We start from the raw sequence: 16492 nt of genomic DNA, 5'->3' as shown, positions 1-16492 counted from the left end.
AATTTTGGGCGGCTCCTGCCGGCCCCGTTGGAGGCCAGCAGGAGGTTACGCTGATTCCGTTCCGCCCAGCCGTCGGATTCCCCTGGCCTGGGTGGCGTCGCGGATCTCGCCCACAAGCTGTTCGATGACGTCTTCCAGGAACAACACCCCCAGAGTCGCACCGCCCGTCCCCACCACGCGACCCAGGTGCGAGCCGGTCCGCTGCATCACGGCCATCGCATCTTCAATCTCGTCCTCCGGTGCGAGGTTCACGAGGGACCGGATCCGGCTTTCCGCGATCGGATAGCGGCGCCCTTCCTCGGGAATGGAAAGCACATCCTTGATGTGAAGGTAACCGGTCAGCTCACCGTCGTCGTCCAACACGGGGAAGCGTGAGAAACCGGTGCGGCTGACCGCTTTCTCGAGTTGCCGCGGCGTCGAGCCAGGCTTGAGCGTGACGAGTTTGTCCAGCGGCACCATGATGTGCGCAGCGGTGTGCTCGGAAAACTCCAAAGCGCCGCTCAGCAGGCCGGCGTCGTCGTCCACCAGCCCGTGACGGGTCGATTCCTGCACGATGGACTGCACTTCCTCGAGGGTAAAGGAGGAGGTCACCTCGTCCTTGGGCTCGATCTTCATCAAGCGAAGGATGCGGTTGGCCAGCCAGTTCAGCGTCCAGATGACGGGCTTCACGAAGCGGGCCACGTGGACCAACGGCGGCGCCAGAAGCAAAGCCGCCTTGTCTGCGACCGAAACAGAGATGTTCTTGGGGACCATCTCGCCAAAGGTGACATGCAGGAAGGTGACCGCGAGCAAGGCAACCGCAAACGCGATGACGTCCGCCAATTCAACCGGGACGCCCACGGACTCCAGCGGCGCCCCCAGCAAATGGTGGATGGCAGGCTCCGCCACGAGGAGAATCAGCAAAGAACACACCGTGATGCCAAGCTGGGCACACGCCAGCATCAGCGAGACGTGTTCCATCGCATACAGGGTGGTCTGCGCGCGCTTTGACCCGCGTTGGGCCAAAGGCTCGATCTGGCTGCGGCGCGCAGACATTACGGCAAACTCGGCGCCGACAAAGAAGGCGTTGCCGATCAACAGCACCACGAGCCACAGGATTCCTGCCCAGTCGCTCATGCGGCACGTCCTTTACGGCTGGTTTTGGCCACAGGGTTGCCAACCGCATCGCCTGCAGAACCGCCGGACCCCTTGCTCAACCGCTTGCTGGCCTGCTTCCTGCTTTGCCATCCGCCCGAATCGCTCTCCGCTGTGCCAATTTCGCCGGTGCCTTCGTCGTCGGCGTCACCGTCAGTGTCGGGCGCCGTGGGGTGGAAACATATGCGGTCGATCCGGCGGCCGTCCATCCGGGTGACGGCCAGCGTGCCGCCGCCGGCCTCGACGACGTCGCCGACCATCGCGATCCGGCCAAGTTGGCTCATGACGTAGCCACCCACGGTTTCGTAGGCGGGGTCGTCGGGAACCGTGAGGCCCGGGATCTGTTCACTGACCTCGTCCGGACGCAATAGTCCGGGAAAATACCAATCCCCCGAGGCGCTCTGCAGCAATCCGGGCCGGACCCTGTCGTGCTCATCCGCCACCTCGCCGACGATTTCCTCCACCAGGTCCTCAAGGGTGGCGATCCCCGCAGTTCCGCCGTACTCGTCAAGCACGACGGCGAGTTGCAGGTTGCCCTCGCGGAGTTCCAAAAGCAGGGCGTCAAGATGGATGGTCTCGGGAACGCTCAGGACTTCGGACATGATGGCTCCGGCCTCCAGCCGGCTCCGGCGTTCCGACGGGACTGACACGGCTTTCTTGATGTGCACCACGCCCCGGATGTCATCGGCCGATTCGCCGATGACCGGGAAGCGCGAATACCCGGTCCGCCGGGCCGCTTCGATGATGTCCGACACGGGCTGGTCGGCGTCGATGGTTTCCATGCGGATGCGCGGGGTCATGACGTCGGCCGCCGTACGCGCCGAGAAATTCAGGGTCCGGGCAACAAAGTTGGCCGTCCCGGCGTCGAGGGTTCCCAGCTCTGCCGAACGGCGCACCAGGGAGGCCAGTTCAGAAGGCGAGCGCGCGCCAGAGATCTCCTCCTTGGCCTCGAGTCCCACAAGGTTGAGCACCTTGTTCGAGAAGCCATTGAGCACAATGATTGCGGGCTTGAACACGGCCGTGAACATCAGTTGCGGGCGGGCCAGCGCCCGGCCGAGCGGAAATGCCAAGGCCAGGGCCATGTTCTTGGGAACGAGTTCGCCGATCAGCATCGACAAGCCGGTAGCGAAGGCCATGGCCAGGATGAGCGACAAGGACTGGGCAGCAGCCTCAGGCAGCCCGGCCCAAAGAAGCGGTCCGTGCAAGAGGGAGCCGACCGATGGCTCCATGACGAAGCCGGTCAGCAAGGTGGTGAGGGTGATCCCCAATTGGCAGCTCGAGAGCTGGGTAGAAAGGGATCTGAGGCATCTGAGCAACGCCTCGGCGGCGTGGTCGCCGCCGTCGACCGCTCTTTGGACCGTTGACTGGTCGAGTGCCACGAGTGAGAACTCGACGGCTACGAAGAAGCCGGTGCCCAGAATCAGGAGCACGCCGGCGAGAAGGAAAAGCCACTCCATTAGAGGCCGCCGGATCGTGCGGAGGGCAGGAGCAGGGCACCAGGAGGGCTACAGGCTGGTTGGCCCGGCGGGGGTTGGTCGGACGCAGCGGATGAGCGATCCGCCGACCGGCCGGCCAGGAGATCCGGAGTGCGATGGGCATGTGTACGGGTATTGCCGGCTCGGCGGGTGCGCTGCGCGGAGATTGCCGAACGGCTTCCCCTGCAGCTCCCAGGCCGGCACCTAGAATTACTGTCCATAAGAATTCAAGTCTACAGTCCGGCCGAGACGCAGCTTCACGCGACTTCACCGGCCTAAGCCGGGCTCTGCGACGCAGCAAACGACCGGAAAATCCCGGGAAAGAAGACCCCCCTCCGGACGCAAAAGCCGGGCCATCCCGCCTTCAGCATGATTTAGGTCACCACTATTGGCAGATAGCCGCCGCTCGTCACTAGACTGGCTAGGGTCTGAGTTCGCGGGACCCGGACCCTGGCTCGCCTTGCACCCCCCTGCAGTTCCCCGGGCCAGCTGGAAATCAACACTCATGGAAGAGGCGTATTTCAAGTGCCAGAGCAGCCAAGCCACCGTCTACCCGAGGAATTTGGCGGAAACGAGTGGCTCGTTGACGAACTGTACGAGCGGTACCAACAGGACAAGAATTCGGTCGACGCCAAGTGGTGGCCGCTTTTCGAGTCCTTCGATACCGCTGACGGCACTTCTTCCAACGGAACATCAGCAGCCCCTGCCAACCCTCCCACTCGCGAAATTCCTGTCGTGGCACAGGCCGCCGCAACGGCAATGACGCCGGTCGCGCCCGTGGTTGCCCCGGCAGCTCCCCCCGCCGCCCCCGCACCTGTTCCGGCTGCTCCCGCGGCACCGGTCAAGAAGGCACCGGCCACTGTCGCCAAGGACGGCGCGCAGAAGCCATCCGACGGCAGCCAGTCCCAGCCGATTCCGGCACAGCTTCCCAAGAGCACCAAAGCTCCCACCCCGCCGGAAGAGGACGTCGTCTCCGTCCTCCGTGGTCCGGCCAAGGCCATTGCGTCCAACATGGTCATGAGCCTTGAGGTTCCTACCGCCACGAGCGTCAGGGCCGTTCCTGCCAAACTCCTGATCGACAACCGCGTTGTCATCAATTCCAACCTTGCCCGTGCCCGTGGCGGCAAGGTTTCCTTCACCCACCTCATCGGCTACGCAGTGGTCCGCGCACTGTCCCAGTTCCCGTCGATGAACGTGTACTACGACGAAGTGGATGGCAAGCCCGTTGCCGTGCAGCCCGCGCACGTCAACTTCGGCATCGCCATTGACATGCCCAAGCCCGATGGCACGCGCCTCCTGATGGTTCCCAACATCAAGAAGGCGGAAACGATGAACTTCGCGGAGTTCTGGCACACCTACGAAGACCTCATCAAGCGCGCGCGCAACGGCAAGCTCACGGCGGACGACCACGCCGGCACCACCGTGTCCCTGACAAACCCGGGCGGCATCGGCACCGTGCACTCCGTGCCCCGGCTCTCGAAGGGCCAGGCCGCCATCATCGGCGTCGGAGCCCTCGACTACCCGGCCGAGTGGCAAGGCGCGAGCGAGAAGATCATCGCCCAGAACGCCATCAGCAAGATCCTCACGCTGACGTCCACGTACGACCACCGCGTCATCCAGGGTGCCGGAAGCGGCGAGTTCCTCAAGCTCGTCCACCAGCTCCTCCTCGGTGCCCAGAACTTCTACGACGAGATCTTCGAAGCGCTGCGCATTCCCTACGAGCCCGTCCGTTGGAGCCCCGACCTCCAGGTCGACCCCGCTGACGAAATCAACAAGGTTGCCCGGATCCAGCAGTTGATCCACTCCTACCGGGTCCGCGGCCACCTCATGGCAGATACGAACCCCCTCGAATACGTCCAGCGCAAGCACCCGGACCTCGACGTGCTGACCTATGGCCTCACCCTGTGGGACCTGGACCGCGAGTGGCCCACCGGCGGATTCGGCGGCAAGCCGATGCTCAAGTTCCGCGACATCCTGGGCGTCCTCCGCGACGCTTACTGCCGCACTACGGGCATTGAGTACATGCACATCCAGGAGCCCGAAGAACGCAAGTGGTTCCAGGACCAGGTGGAGCACCCGTACTCCAAGCCGAGCCGCGAAGAGCAACTGCGCATCGTATCCAAGCTCAACGCAGCAGAGGCCTTCGAAACCTTCCTGCAGACCAAGTTCGTGGGCCAGAAGCGATTCTCCCTCGAAGGCGGGGAATCCCTGATTCCGCTGCTGGACACCATCATTTCCGACGCCGCCGACGACGGACTCGACGAAGTCGCGATCGGCATGGCCCACCGTGGGCGCCTCAACGTGCTCACCAACATCGCGGGCAAGACGTACGCCCAGGTGTTCCGCGAGTTCGAAGGCACCCAGGACCCCCGCTCGGTGCAGGGCTCGGGCGACGTCAAGTACCACCTCGGCACCGAGGGCACGTTCACGTCGGACAACGGCAATGAGACCAAGGTCTACCTCGCCGCCAACCCGTCCCACCTCGAAGCGGTTGACTCCGTGCTTGAAGGCATTGTCCGGGCCAAGCAGGACCGGCTGGACCAGGGCGAGGCGTTCCCCGTGCTGCCCATCATGGTCCACGGCGACGCCGCGTTTGCCGGCCAGGGCGTTGTCGCGGAAACGCTCAACTTGTCCCAGCTCCGCGGTTACCGCACCGGTGGAACCATCCACATCATCGTGAACAACCAGGTCGGCTTCACCACCGCACCGTCGTCGTCGCGCTCTTCGACGTACTCCACCGACGTGGCCAAGATGATCCAGGCTCCGGTCTTCCACGTGAACGGCGACGACCCCGAGGCCGTGGTGCGCATCGCGCAGTTGGCCTACGAGTTCCGCCAGCGCTTCCACAAGGACGTCATTGTGGACATGGTGTGCTACCGCCGCCGTGGACACAACGAGGGCGACGACCCCTCGATGACGCAGCCGCTCATGTACAACCTCATCGAAGCCAAGCGCTCCGTCCGCAAGCTCTACACGGAATCCCTCATCGGCCGTGGCGACATCACCGAGGACGAAGCCGAACAGTTGCTGCGCGACTACCAGGAACGCCTTGAGCGCGTCTTCGCGGAGACACATGCTGCACAGACTTCGCCCATCCCGATCATCACCGCGGATTCCGCCGCGGTGTCGGACATCGAGCGTCCCATCGCCCAGCAGGCGGACTTCGGCACCAACGCGCCGGCCACCACCGCCATTTCAGCCGAAATGCTGCAGCGGATCGGCCAGGCGCACCTCGATATTCCGGAAGGCTTCACGGTCCACTCCAAGCTCAAGCAGCTCCTGGAGAAGCGTGAGCAGATGTCCCGCGAAGGCGGCATCGACTGGGGCTTCGGCGAGATCGCGGCCTTTGGTTCGCTCGTCATGGAGGGCGTCCCCGTCCGCCTCGCCGGCCAGGACTCCCGCCGCGGCACGTTCGTTCAGCGTCACGCTGTGTTCCACGACCGCGCCAACGGCAGCGAGTGGATGCCGCTGGGCAACCTGAGCGACGATCAGGCCAAGCTGTGGATCTACGACTCCTTGTTGTCCGAATACGCGGCCATGGGCTTCGAGTACGGCTACTCCGTGGAACGCCCGGACGCCTTGGTGCTGTGGGAGGCCCAGTTCGGTGACTTCGTCAACGGTGCACAGACCATCATCGACGAATTCATCTCCTCGGCCGAGCAGAAGTGGGGCCAGCGTTCCTCGCTCGTGCTCATGCTGCCCCACGGGTACGAAGGCCAGGGACCGGACCACTCGTCCGCACGCATCGAGCGCTTCCTGCAGCTTTGTGCCGAGGACAACATGATCGTGGCGAACCCCACCACGGCTGCCTCGCACTTCCACTTGTTGCGCCGGCAGGCTTACAGCCGTCCGCGCAAGCCGCTTATCATCTTCACTCCGAAGCAGCTTTTGCGCCTCAAGGGTGCGGCTTCAGCGGTGGAGGACTTCACCACGGGCGGCTTCAAGCCGGTCATCGGCGAACACGAGCCCCTTCAGGCACAGAGCGTTGACCGCGTGATCCTGGTTTCCGGCCGCCTGTACTACGATCTTCTGGCGAACCGGCAGAAGACCGGCGACACGTCGACTGCGATCATCCGCCTGGAGCAGCTGTACCCGCTGCCCCAGGCCCAGCTCGAGGCGGAACTGGCCAAGTACCCGAACGCCGACATCGTCTGGGCGCAGGACGAACCCGCCAACCAGGGTCCGTGGCCGTTCATCGGCTTGAACCTGCCGCAGGCACTGGACCGCAAGGTCCGGCTCGTTTCGCGTCCGGCATCGGCCTCTACGGCAGCCGGTTCGATGAAGCGCCACAGCGCTGAACAGGCCACGTTGCTCAAGCAGGCATTCGAACGCAAGTAACCCTCAAAAGAGAAGGCCGCCCGGCTGGAGGTTCAATACCCGCTTCCAGCCGGGCGGTTCTGTTTAATGGAACAAGTGCCCGGTGATCCAGCCGCCCGGCCGGGCACAGTGCAAGGACCGCAACGTTTGGTGAAGAGGTAACCGTGGAAGACAGGAAGCTGCGCATCGCAGCTGTTGGTGATGAACTACTCGCCGGGCTCGGTGACCCCAGGGCCTTGGGCTGGCTCGGAAGGGTTCTTGCGCGGACTCCCCAGGACTCCGTTCCCGTGGAGAGCTACTCGCTTCCCTGCCCCATGGAGGGCACGGAGGGCCTTGCGGCGCGCTGGCTCGACGAAGCCGGGAGACGCTTCAGCAACGTCCACGAAAACCGCCTCGTGATCGGTTTGTCCGGCCGCGACATCGAATTCGGTGTCTCCACGGCACGCAGCCGCCTGAATCTTGCCAATATCCTCGACGGGGCGTCCCAAAGCAACATCGAAGTATTCGTCGTCGGTCCACCCCCCACGCTGGACCCGGCCAAGAACCGCCGGATCGCGGAACTCAATGCCGCATTTGCGGACGTCACCACCCGCCGCAACCACCACTACGTCGACACGTTCTCGCCGTTACTCAACCACGAACAGTGGCGCACCGACCTCGCTGCGAATGGCGGCACCCCGGGCCAAGCGGGCTACGGGCTCATGGCCTGGCTCGTGTTGCACCGCGGCTGGTTCCAGTGGTTGAGGATCGCCCAGCCGGAATAGCCAGGGCCCGAGGCACCCCTCTCGCTTTCGGGACCCATTGCCAAGCGCGATATCGCGATATATCGTGAATTCATCAACGCGATATATCGCGACAATGGTAGCGCAGCAATGGAGGGGCCATGTCAGAAGAGAACTGGACCGTTACCGGTCCGCAGACCATCGACGTCGACGGCGTCCGCTCACTCAAGCTGGGGATCGTCAAGGGTCGCTTCGACGTCGTCACGCACGACGAGGCGATCACCAGGATCGAAGTCTCGGAGATCGACGGCGATCCGCTGAGCGTCAGCCTCATTGACGGCCGGCTCGAGGTCCGCCACCAGTTGCACGGCCCCCAGGGCTGGTTCCGCAACCTGATGGGGACCGTCAACAACACCAGCACCAACACGATCGTCATTAGCATCGCACTGCCAGCCGGCGTCGACGTCGAAGCAGGAACCGTGGGCGGCGACGGCATGGTGTCGGGAGTCACCGGCCATATCCGCCTCAACACAGTGTCCGGGTCAGTCCTCGCGGACGGCACGCGGGGCGAGCTTCACGTCAACACCGTGAGCGGCGAAGTCATCGCCCGAAACCACGACGGCGTCATGACCGCCAAGAGCGTCTCGGGCGAAGTCACGGCTTCGGGCCGTTTCAAGAACATCCGGGCCAATACTGTCAGCGGCGACCTCAGCTTCGACCTTCACGGCTACACCCAGGATTTCGGAGCCAACTCCATTTCAGGGGACCTTACTGTCCGCCTTCCGCATGACGTGGGCGTGGACATCGTGGCCAAGACGGCAAGTGGCACCGTGATGATCGATGACCAGCTCTATGCCCAGTCAGGTGGAAGGGTCCAGACCATCGTTGGCCCTGACGAGCGGCTCATGGTGGCACGCACCAATTCCGTGTCCGGAAAGACCTCCATCATCCATGGCAGTGCGCCAGCCCCCGGAACAACGCACTCAGCACCCGGAGAAGAGGAAGCCTGATGCCGCCCGTCTTTGCCCACGGAGCCCTCCGGCTTTACCTGCTGGCGCTCCTGGAATCAGGCCCCAAGCACGGCTACGAGCTCATCAAGGCCCTCGGCGAACGCTTCGGCGGGACCTACTCGCCCAGTGCCGGAACCATCTATCCGCGCCTTGGCAAACTCGAGGAAGAAGGACTCGTAGCCACCAGCAGCGACGGGCGCCGGACCAACTACTCCATCACCGCGGCCGGACTGGCCGAACTCAACAGCCGACGGCAGGAACTGGCCGACGTCGAGGACAACATCTCCGCCTCCGTGCGGCGCTTGGCCGACAATCTCCGAGACGACATCCGCAGCAACATGCGCGGCTTGCGTGCAGACCTGGCGGCGACTGCCGAAGCCGCGCGAGCCAATGCGAAGTCCACGGACTTCCAGTCGTGGGCCGGAAGCTACTCTCCGGAGGGACACCGCATCCTGAAGGAAGCCGAAATGATGGTCCAGTCCTTCCGTGATGACATCCGGGTGGAGCTGCGACAGCACGCCGGCTCCAAGGCCCTGACTCCGGTCGCCCTTGAGACCGTGCGCACTGTCCTGGACCAGGCCAGGATCTCCATCCGGAATTCCCTGCGCGGCTGAGTCCCCCGATTCCCTCCGCGGTTGGCCGGCACGGTTCGCGGGGCGGCCCCGTGATGTGGGAGACTGGAGGGCAGCTTTATTGAGTATCAAGAATCTAAGGAGGCCAGCTATGAGCAAGCGTGCACGTAAGCGTCGTGACCGTAAGCGCGGCGGCGCAAACCACGGCAAGCGTCCCAACACCTAAGCCAGCGGCTTAGCGTAAGACTTAATGCGGAGGGCCCCGGAAACCATCAGGTTTCCGGGGCCCTTGCCGTTTGAGGCTGTTAGACGTCCACGGACTTCATAGCGTGGATCCTGTCCAGGATCGAGTTCTTGAGATTCTCAGGAGCCGCTTCCGTACAGGAGCGCTTGACCACGGTGCGAATGACGCACTCAAGGTCGTATTGCTCGGTGCACTCCGGGCAGTCTTCCAGATGCACCTTGATCTCTGCGATGTCCTCGCGGGTCAACGCACCGTCGAGGTACTCGTAGATACGCTGCATCCGAGCATCGTCGCAGTCGCCCAATCCTTGGCAGCTCATTTCCTTTTCTCCTGTTTTTTGCTTGTGGCCGCGCCCACGGCCAAGGCCTTTTCTTCCGCGCCGGCGCTGATTCCCCGTTCTGCGGCGTAGTCCGCCAACAGATCGCGCAACATTTTCCTGCCGCGATGAAGCCGGGACATGACCGTGCCGATCGGGGTATTCATGATGTCTGATATTTCCTTGTAGGCGAAGCCTTCGACGTCAGCGAAGTACACCGCGAGCCGGAATTCCTCCGGAATGGACTGCAGGGCGCTCTTCACGTCCGAGTCCGGCAAATGGTCCAGTGCCTCCGCCTCCGCAGAACGCAGCCCCGCCGACGTATGGGACTCCGCCCGCGCCAGCTGCCAGTCTTCGATGGTGTCCGAATTCGACTGCAACGGTTCGCGCTGCCGCTTCCGGTAGAGGTTGATGTACGTATTGGTCAGGATGCGGTACAGCCACGCCTTGAGGTTGGTACCCGGCTTGTACTGGTGGAAGGCGGAGAAGGCCTTGGTGTAGGCCTCCTGGACCAGGTCCTCGGCGTCGGACGGATTCCTGGCCATGCGCATGGCGGCCGAATAAAGCTGGTCGACATACTGCATCGCGTCGCGTTCGAAGCGCGCCCTCCGTTGTTCGGGGGTCTCCGTTGCGAAGTCCACCGCAATCTCGACGTCGGACTCAACCGTCGCGTCGCCGTCGGACGTTGCGTCCGTGACTTCGGTCGCTGCCTTGTACATGGCCGCTGCGGCCGGATCCATGGTGCTCATTGCATCCAAGTCTACTGTCACCCTCCGGGAGTCCCCTGGCAGCTCCCGCCCAAGCGCCAAGTGTCCCTCGCGGTCCTTAACCAAGGCCAAAAAACCATCTCCACTCAAACGACATGACAAAGCGCGGCACCACACACACGCCACAATCCAAGGTCCAGCCCATACCGCACCTTCTTCTGACAACGGCAAGCTCCGGGCAAATATTCCGCAAAGATGCAAGACTAGATCCGACTGCACCCCGTGAACACCGCACCACTTGAACGCAGCACCACCTGAACACCGTGGCACGCCATCCAGGAGGCAAAACATGTCCCTCGTCCGTTTTCTCGCCAGGCCAATGTTGGCTTCCAGTTTTGTCGTCGCAGGGCTGGACAAGCTCAAGAACGCGGATGACACTGCCAAGCAGCTCTCTCCGCTGCTCCGCCGCGCTTCCGAGTCACTGCCTTTCCCGGCGGACGAGAAGACGCTGGCGAGGGTCATCGGCGGTGCGCAAGTGGGCGCCGGCGCCTTGCTGGCACTCGGCAAATGCTCCCGGTTCTCGGCAAGCGTGCTTGCCGGCATCTCGGTCCTGAACACTTTTGTCGAGTGGCGTTCTGCCGACATCAGCACCAAGGAAGGCCGGCTCGCCCGCCGCGCCCAGTTGCTCAAGAACATTTCGCTGACGGGTGGCGTTTTCCTCGCCGCCGTCGACACCGCGGGCAAACCAAGCCTCGCATGGCGTGCCGAACACCTCGCCATGGACGCCAAGAAGGCCACGGGCAAGCAGTTCAAGAAGACAGACCGTGCCGTCCGCAAGGCCGTAGACAACGCAGTTGGAGCATAAGGAAGCATGCCAGGATCCCCCGCCACGCAGACCGACGATTCAGGAAGCGCCACGGCGCCCGCACTCCCCCTGTGGCCGGCACCCTTCGCCAGCCACCCTGTGGATGCCACGGTCACGGTTCCCGGCTCGAAGTCGCTGACCAACCGTTATCTGGTCCTGGCGGCCTTGGCCAACGGCCCAAGCAGGCTGCGGGCACCCTTGCATTCGCGGGATTCCGCCTTGATGGTCGAGGCCTTGCGCCAGCTTGGCGCCACCATCACCGAAGTTCCCGGCGATGGACACTACGGCCCGGACCTTGAAGTCACCCCCATCGATCCCGCGGCCACGGCGTCGGAGACCGCCATCGACTGTGGCCTGGCCGGCACGGTCATGCGCTTTGTGCCGCCGCTCGCGGCCCTCCGCAACGGCGCTTCGGTGTTCGACGGCGACCCCCACGCGCGGCTTCGTCCCATGGGCACCATCATCGAAGCCCTCCGGACACTCGGAGTGGAAGTCAGCGGCCTCGACGGGCATACAGCGAACTCCCTCCCGTTCAAGGTTTCCGGCACAGGCTCTGTCCGCGGCGGCCACTTGGTGATCGACGCAAGCGCTTCGTCGCAGTTCGTCTCCGCCCTGTTGCTGGTCGGCGCCCGGTTCGATGAGGGCCTTCACCTCGAGCATGTCGGCAAGCCCGTGCCGAGCCTCGACCACATCAACATGACCGTCTCGGTCCTGCGCGGCGTCGGAGTGCAGGTGGATGACTCCGTGCCGAACCATTGGCGGGTCGCCCCCGGCACCATCCAGGCGTTCGACGAGAGGATCGAGCAGGACCTTTCCAACGCGGGTCCCTTCCTCGCCGCGGCGTTGGCGACGAAGGGAACCATCCGCATCCCCAACTGGCCGGCCAACACCACGCAAGTCGGGGACCTTTGGCGGGACATCCTCGCCACCATGGGTGCAACCGTCACGCTGGACAACGGCACACTGACGGTCACCGGCGGACCGGAAATCCTGGGAGCGGACTTCGATGAAACCAGCGAACTCGCTCCTACCGTAGCGGCATTGTGCGCCCTGGCAACCGGTCCTTCCCGGCTCACCGGCATCGCGCATTTGCGGGGACACGAAACGGACAGGCTGGCCGCGCTGGTCGCCGAGATCAACCGGCTCGGCGGCGACGCCGAGGAAACCAGCGACGGCCTGGTGATCCGGCCCGCAGCGCTGCACGCCGGCGTCGTGCACAGCTACGCCGACCACCGCATGGCTACTGCGGGCGCCATCCTGGGGCTCGCCGTCGAGGGTGTCCAGGTTGAAGACATCGCAACGACGTCAAAGACCATGCCGGAATTCCCGCACATCTGGGCGTCGATGCTCACTGCCGGCGCAGCTGCCGCGGACACCGTTTCAATGGAGACAAGCAACTGACGATGGCTCGCGACGCACGCTCCTGGGATGAGTCCGATGTCCGGATCCGCCCCAACAAGAAGGGCACACGACCCCGTACGAAGGACCGCCCCAGCCACGACGACGCCGTGATCGGGCGTATCATCACAGTCGACCGCGGGCGCTACACCGCGATCGTGGGCGAAAGCTCGGACAACGAGCGCATCGTCATCGCGGCCCGCGCCCGGGAGCTCCGTCGCTCCCCTGTGGTTCCCGGGGACTTCGTGGCGCTCGTCGGCGATGTGTCCGGAGCACCGGACACCCTCGCCCGCCTCGTGCGCGTCGAGGAGCGAAAGACCCTCCTGCGGCGAAGTGCCGATGACACGGATCCGATCGAGCGGGCCGTCGTCGCCAACGCCGACCAGCTCGTGGTGGTGGTTGCGGCAGCCAATCCGGAACCACGCACCGGATTCATCGACCGCGCCTTGGTGGCAGCGTACGACGCCGGAATCGAGCCGCTGCTGCTCGTCACCAAGGCAGATGTCAAGGATCCGACGGAACTACTCGCCAACTATGTGAGCCTCGGTTTCCCCATCATCATCAGCCGGACGGCCGACGCAGGCGCCTCCGGAATCGACGCCCGCTCCGACGACGGCCTGTCCGCCCGCCTCGACAGTGACGCCGTCGGCCAGTTGCGGGACTACCTCGACGGCAAGGTCACCGTCCTCCTGGGCCATTCAGGCGTCGGGAAGTCCACTATGGTGAACGCCCTCACCGGGGCCGAGCGCGCCACAGGCGGGGTCAACGCCGTGACGGGGCGCGGACGCCACACCTCGTCCTCTGCCCTCGCACTGAAGCTCAGCGACGCCCCTGGCGGAAGCTGGATCATCGATACGCCCGGCATCCGTTCTTTCGGCCTCGCCCACGTGAACCCGGACCGCATCCTGCACGCCTTCCCGGACCTGGAGCCGGGGACGGAAAGGTGCGAGCGTGGTTGCAAGCACGATGCCTCCGCCGTTCGATGCGGGCTGGATTCCTGGGTCGCCGAAGGCCACGCGGGCGAGGCCGGCCCCGCCCGCCTTGCATCGCTCCGCAGGCTCCTTGGTGCGGACCCGCGCATGGAAGCCCAAGAGGCCAAGGAACTGGGTACGGTCAACTAACTCAGCGCATGCCGTCCTACCTCCCCGGCTCACCGGCGAATAGACGGTAGTTTGGAACCATGACCCAACCCGATTCGAGCTACAACGACGACCTACGGCTGGCCCATGTGCTGGCCGATTCCGTCGATTCCCTGACAATGGAGCGGTTCAAGGCGCTGGACCTCCAGGTGGAGACCAAACCCGACCTGAGCCCAGTCACCGATGCCGACAAAGCCGCCGAGGAAGCAATCCGTGGGCAGCTCTCCCGCTCCCGGCCCCGCGACGCCGTCCTCGGCGAAGAATTCGGCAGCACGGGCCACGGCTCCAGGCGTTGGATCATCGATCCCATCGATGGGACCAAGAACTTCGTGCGCGGCGTACCCGTCTGGGCTACGCTCATCGCCCTCGTGGACGAGGGCGAAGTAGTAGTGGGGCTCGTGAGCGCTCCGGCGCTCGGCAAGCGTTGGTGGGCGGCCAAGGGCTCCGGCGCCTACATGGGCCGGTCGCTGGCCGCCGCCACCCGGTTGAAAGTTTCCAACGTGTCCCGGCTCGAAGACGCCTCGCTTTCCTACTCCGAGCTTTCCGAGTGGAAGCAGCACGGGAAGCTGGACAACTTCCTGGGCCTCGAGAACGATGTCTGGCGCAGCCGTGCGTACGGCGATTTCTGGTCCTACTGCCTCGTTGCCGAGGGCGCCGTGGACATCGCCGCCGAACCGGAACTCCAGGTCTACGACATGGCCGCCTTGGTGCCGATCGTCACCGAGGCCGGCGGACGCTTCACATCCCTGGATGGCGCGGACGGCCCCTTCGGCGGAAACGCCGTCGCCACGAACTCGATCCTCCATTCCGAGGTCCTCAAGAGGCTCAACCCCGAACTCGACGACCTTCTGTAGCCCCCCTGTTCACTGAATAAACGACGGCGGACGCCCCCTTTTAGGGGCGTCCGCTGCTTTTTCTTCGGCTGAAGGCACATTTTTCGGGCGGTGTAACAATCCGCTTAACAATCGCGGTCACATTGGAACCCGCCTCGCCGGTGTCCTACTCTCTTTACAGGTCACGAGTGCCAGCGCGAAACCCCGGTTTGCTGGCCGGCAACCCTCCATCGCGGCGGGGTGCCCCGGGTGACGACCCGGCCGGTCCGGAACGGATGCGGCAAGCGCGGACCCCCTGCACGCAGGGGTCCCTCTTGAGTGAGGTCCCATGAGCACAGCCACAATTACTTCTACGGCTCTTTCGCAGCACCACGAAACCGCACAGCAGCTGCCTCGGGCATCCCGCCCGCTGGCCGCGGTCACCGGCGCGGAGTTGCAGGCACCCCTGATCCAGGGCGGCCACATCCGCTACGCCAACCTTGACTACGGCGCATCCGCACCTGCCCTGACGGTTGTTTCCGCGTACCTCAACGAGATCCTGCCGTACTACGCGAGTGTGCACCGCGGCGCAGGCTACGCCTCCCAAATCAGCACCTCCGTCTACGAAAACGCCCGCAACATCGTCCGTGACTTTGTTGGCGGACGGCCGGACGATTCCGTCATTTTCACGCGCAACACCACCGATTCCCTCAATCTCCTGGCCGGCTGCTTGCCGGTCACAGACGGCAAGCACACCGACGAAGTCCTTTACCTGGACATCGAGCACCACGCAAACCTGCTGCCGTGGCAAGGCGTCCCCCACCGAAGCATTGTTGCCGCGGAAACCTTGTCGGAGACCGTAGCCAATGTCCGCACAGCCCTCTCCCATGGTGGCGTCAGCCTCCTGGCTGTCACCGGCGCGTCGAATGTGACCGGCGAAATCCTGCCCATCAAGGAACTAGCTGCCTTGGCCCACGAATTCGGGGCGCGGATTGTGGTGGACGCGGCGCAACTTGCCCCGCATCGCCGCATCAACATCGCCGCCGCGGATGTCGACTACTTGGTTTTCTCGGGGCACAAGCTTTATGCACCGTTCGGCGCGGGTGTCCTGGTGGGCCGTCCCGACTGGCTCGACGCCGGCACGCCGCATCTGGCAGGAGGCGGCGCCGTCCGGGAGGCGCGCCTCGATTCCGTCAGCTGGGCCACGGGACCGGCCAGGCACGAAGGCGGCTCGCCGAACGTTCTCGGTGCGGCCACCCTCGCCCGGGCCACACAAGTCATCGCCAGCCTCGACCACGACGAATGGCACGCCCACGAGGCCGCCATCCGCTCACACCTGGTCGAAGGCCTCAAGGAAATCGACGGCGTGACCGTGCACCAGATCTTCAGCGACACGGATCCCGAGGACACCATCGGCGTCGTGAACTTCTCGCTCCAGGGCTACGACGCCGGACTTGTGGCGGCCTATCTCGCGGCCGAGCACGGCATTGGCCTGCGCGACGGGCGCTTCTGCGCCCACCCGCTGCTCAAGCGCCTCGGCCTTCCCTCCGGATCCCTCCGGGCCAGTTTCGGCGTAGGGTCGCGTTTGGAAGACGCCACCCGGCTCATCGCGGGCATCCAGGCGCTCAAGAGCAATGGCCTCGGTTGGGACTACGTGGTGGACGCCGGCCGTTGGGTGCCCGCGAACGATCACCGCAGCTACCCGGAATGGGCTCCCAACACTCCCGGGACCGCGGGCGCAGCTCCGTGCAGCACCGACTGATTGCGGTAGATTCGTAGGG

14 protein-coding genes and 1 riboswitch are annotated in these 16492 nt (G+C 64.4%); of the genes, 10 read left to right on the top strand and 4 right to left on the bottom strand.

What is annotated here, in order from left to right; genetic code table 11:
- Positions 1 to 45 precede the first annotated feature (45 nt).
- Together AC3WJM_RS03175 and AC3WJM_RS03170 are read right to left on the bottom strand one after the other, a co-directional pair.
- Positions 46 to 1116, bottom strand: a complete 1071-nt coding sequence (locus AC3WJM_RS03175; RefSeq protein ID WP_059387599.1) for a hemolysin family protein — start codon at positions 1114 to 1116, stop codon at positions 46 to 48.
- Positions 1113 to 2591, bottom strand: coding sequence for a hemolysin family protein (locus AC3WJM_RS03170; protein WP_492271186.1), 1479 nt, complete (start codon positions 2589 to 2591; stop codon positions 1113 to 1115). The genes AC3WJM_RS03175 and AC3WJM_RS03170 overlap by 4 nt, the downstream gene beginning before the upstream one ends.
- 543 nt (positions 2592 to 3134) lie before the next feature.
- On the opposite strand from AC3WJM_RS03170, the gene AC3WJM_RS03165 reads away from it, so the two are divergent.
- The 5 genes from AC3WJM_RS03165 to AC3WJM_RS03145 all read left to right on the top strand — a co-directional run bounded on the left by AC3WJM_RS03165 (position 3135) and on the right by AC3WJM_RS03145 (position 9456).
- On the top strand, positions 3135 to 6947 hold the full coding sequence (locus AC3WJM_RS03165) for a multifunctional oxoglutarate decarboxylase/oxoglutarate dehydrogenase thiamine pyrophosphate-binding subunit/dihydrolipoyllysine-residue succinyltransferase subunit (protein ID WP_307053590.1): 3813 nt from the start codon (positions 3135 to 3137) through the stop codon (positions 6945 to 6947).
- Between the two features lie 143 nt (positions 6948 to 7090).
- Positions 7091 to 7690: a GDSL-type esterase/lipase family protein gene (locus AC3WJM_RS03160; protein ID WP_059387597.1), complete on the top strand. Its 600-nt coding sequence runs from the start codon at positions 7091 to 7093 to the stop codon at positions 7688 to 7690.
- A 119-nt stretch (positions 7691 to 7809) separates the two neighbouring features.
- A complete protein-coding gene (locus tag AC3WJM_RS03155) occupies positions 7810 to 8658 on the top strand; it encodes a DUF4097 family beta strand repeat-containing protein (RefSeq protein WP_059387596.1) in 849 nt (282 codons plus the stop codon).
- A complete protein-coding gene (locus tag AC3WJM_RS03150; RefSeq protein WP_492271185.1) occupies positions 8658 to 9272 on the top strand; it encodes a PadR family transcriptional regulator in 615 nt (204 codons plus the stop codon). Before AC3WJM_RS03155 ends, AC3WJM_RS03150 begins: the two co-directional genes overlap by 1 nt.
- 109 nt (positions 9273 to 9381) lie before the next feature.
- A complete protein-coding gene (locus tag AC3WJM_RS03145; protein WP_369299106.1) occupies positions 9382 to 9456 on the top strand; it encodes a 50S ribosomal protein bL37 in 75 nt (24 codons plus the stop codon).
- A gap of 79 nt (positions 9457 to 9535) precedes the next feature.
- On the opposite strand, the gene rsrA is transcribed toward AC3WJM_RS03145, so the two are convergent.
- Together rsrA and AC3WJM_RS03135 are read right to left on the bottom strand one after the other, a co-directional pair.
- A complete protein-coding gene (rsrA, locus tag AC3WJM_RS03140) occupies positions 9536 to 9793 on the bottom strand; it encodes a mycothiol system anti-sigma-R factor (RefSeq protein WP_028264789.1) in 258 nt (85 codons plus the stop codon).
- Positions 9790 to 10629 carry a sigma-70 family RNA polymerase sigma factor gene (locus AC3WJM_RS03135; RefSeq protein ID WP_059387594.1) on the bottom strand — a complete coding sequence of 280 codons (840 nt, stop codon included), beginning with the start codon at positions 10627 to 10629 and terminating at the stop codon, positions 9790 to 9792. Before AC3WJM_RS03135 ends, rsrA begins: the two co-directional genes overlap by 4 nt.
- Before the next feature lie 217 nt (positions 10630 to 10846).
- On the opposite strand from AC3WJM_RS03135, the gene AC3WJM_RS03130 reads away from it, so the two are divergent.
- From AC3WJM_RS03130 to AC3WJM_RS03110, 5 genes are all read left to right on the top strand, one after another.
- Complete coding sequence (locus AC3WJM_RS03130; protein ID WP_059387593.1) at positions 10847 to 11362, top strand: DoxX family protein; 516 nt, start codon at positions 10847 to 10849, stop codon at positions 11360 to 11362.
- Between the two features lie 6 nt (positions 11363 to 11368).
- A complete protein-coding gene (aroA, locus tag AC3WJM_RS03125; RefSeq protein ID WP_284988439.1) occupies positions 11369 to 12763 on the top strand; it encodes a 3-phosphoshikimate 1-carboxyvinyltransferase in 1395 nt (464 codons plus the stop codon).
- 2 nt (positions 12764 to 12765) lie between these two features.
- Positions 12766 to 13881, top strand: a complete 1116-nt coding sequence (gene rsgA / locus AC3WJM_RS03120; protein WP_284988440.1) for a ribosome small subunit-dependent GTPase A — start codon at positions 12766 to 12768, stop codon at positions 13879 to 13881.
- 59 nt (positions 13882 to 13940) lie between these two features.
- On the top strand, positions 13941 to 14753 hold the full coding sequence (gene hisN / locus AC3WJM_RS03115) for a histidinol-phosphatase (RefSeq protein WP_078108436.1): 813 nt from the start codon (positions 13941 to 13943) through the stop codon (positions 14751 to 14753).
- Between the two features lie 159 nt (positions 14754 to 14912).
- A riboswitch (SAM riboswitch) is annotated at positions 14913 to 15025 on the top strand.
- 35 nt (positions 15026 to 15060) lie between these two features.
- Positions 15061 to 16473, top strand: a complete 1413-nt coding sequence (locus AC3WJM_RS03110) for an aminotransferase class V-fold PLP-dependent enzyme (RefSeq protein ID WP_284988441.1) — start codon at positions 15061 to 15063, stop codon at positions 16471 to 16473.
- Positions 16474 to 16492: the final 19 nt, after the last annotated feature.

Source organism: Arthrobacter sp. FW306-1B-G06A, assembly GCF_058781765.1.
This window is presented reverse-complemented; position numbering and strand designations above follow the sequence as displayed.

Excerpts from the sequence above, each read along its gene's own strand:
- AC3WJM_RS03110 (WP_284988441.1), top strand. The coding sequence starts at position 15,061 with ATGAGCACAGCCACAATTACTTCTACGGCTCTTTCGCAGCACCACGAA.
- rsgA (WP_284988440.1), top strand. The coding sequence starts at position 12,766 with ATGGCTCGCGACGCACGCTCCTGGGATGAGTCCGATGTCCGGATCCGC.
- hisN (WP_078108436.1), top strand. The coding sequence starts at position 13,941 with ATGACCCAACCCGATTCGAGCTACAACGACGACCTACGGCTGGCCCAT.
- rsrA (WP_028264789.1), bottom strand. The coding sequence starts at position 9,793 with ATGAGCTGCCAAGGATTGGGCGACTGCGACGATGCTCGGATGCAGCGT.
- AC3WJM_RS03130 (WP_059387593.1), top strand. The coding sequence starts at position 10,847 with ATGTCCCTCGTCCGTTTTCTCGCCAGGCCAATGTTGGCTTCCAGTTTT.
- AC3WJM_RS03150 (WP_492271185.1), top strand. The coding sequence starts at position 8,658 with ATGCCGCCCGTCTTTGCCCACGGAGCCCTCCGGCTTTACCTGCTGGCG.
- AC3WJM_RS03170 (WP_492271186.1), bottom strand. The coding sequence starts at position 2,591 with ATGGAGTGGCTTTTCCTTCTCGCCGGCGTGCTCCTGATTCTGGGCACC.
- AC3WJM_RS03175 (WP_059387599.1), bottom strand. The coding sequence starts at position 1,116 with ATGAGCGACTGGGCAGGAATCCTGTGGCTCGTGGTGCTGTTGATCGGC.
- AC3WJM_RS03155 (WP_059387596.1), top strand. The coding sequence starts at position 7,810 with ATGTCAGAAGAGAACTGGACCGTTACCGGTCCGCAGACCATCGACGTC.
- aroA (WP_284988439.1), top strand. The coding sequence starts at position 11,369 with ATGCCAGGATCCCCCGCCACGCAGACCGACGATTCAGGAAGCGCCACG.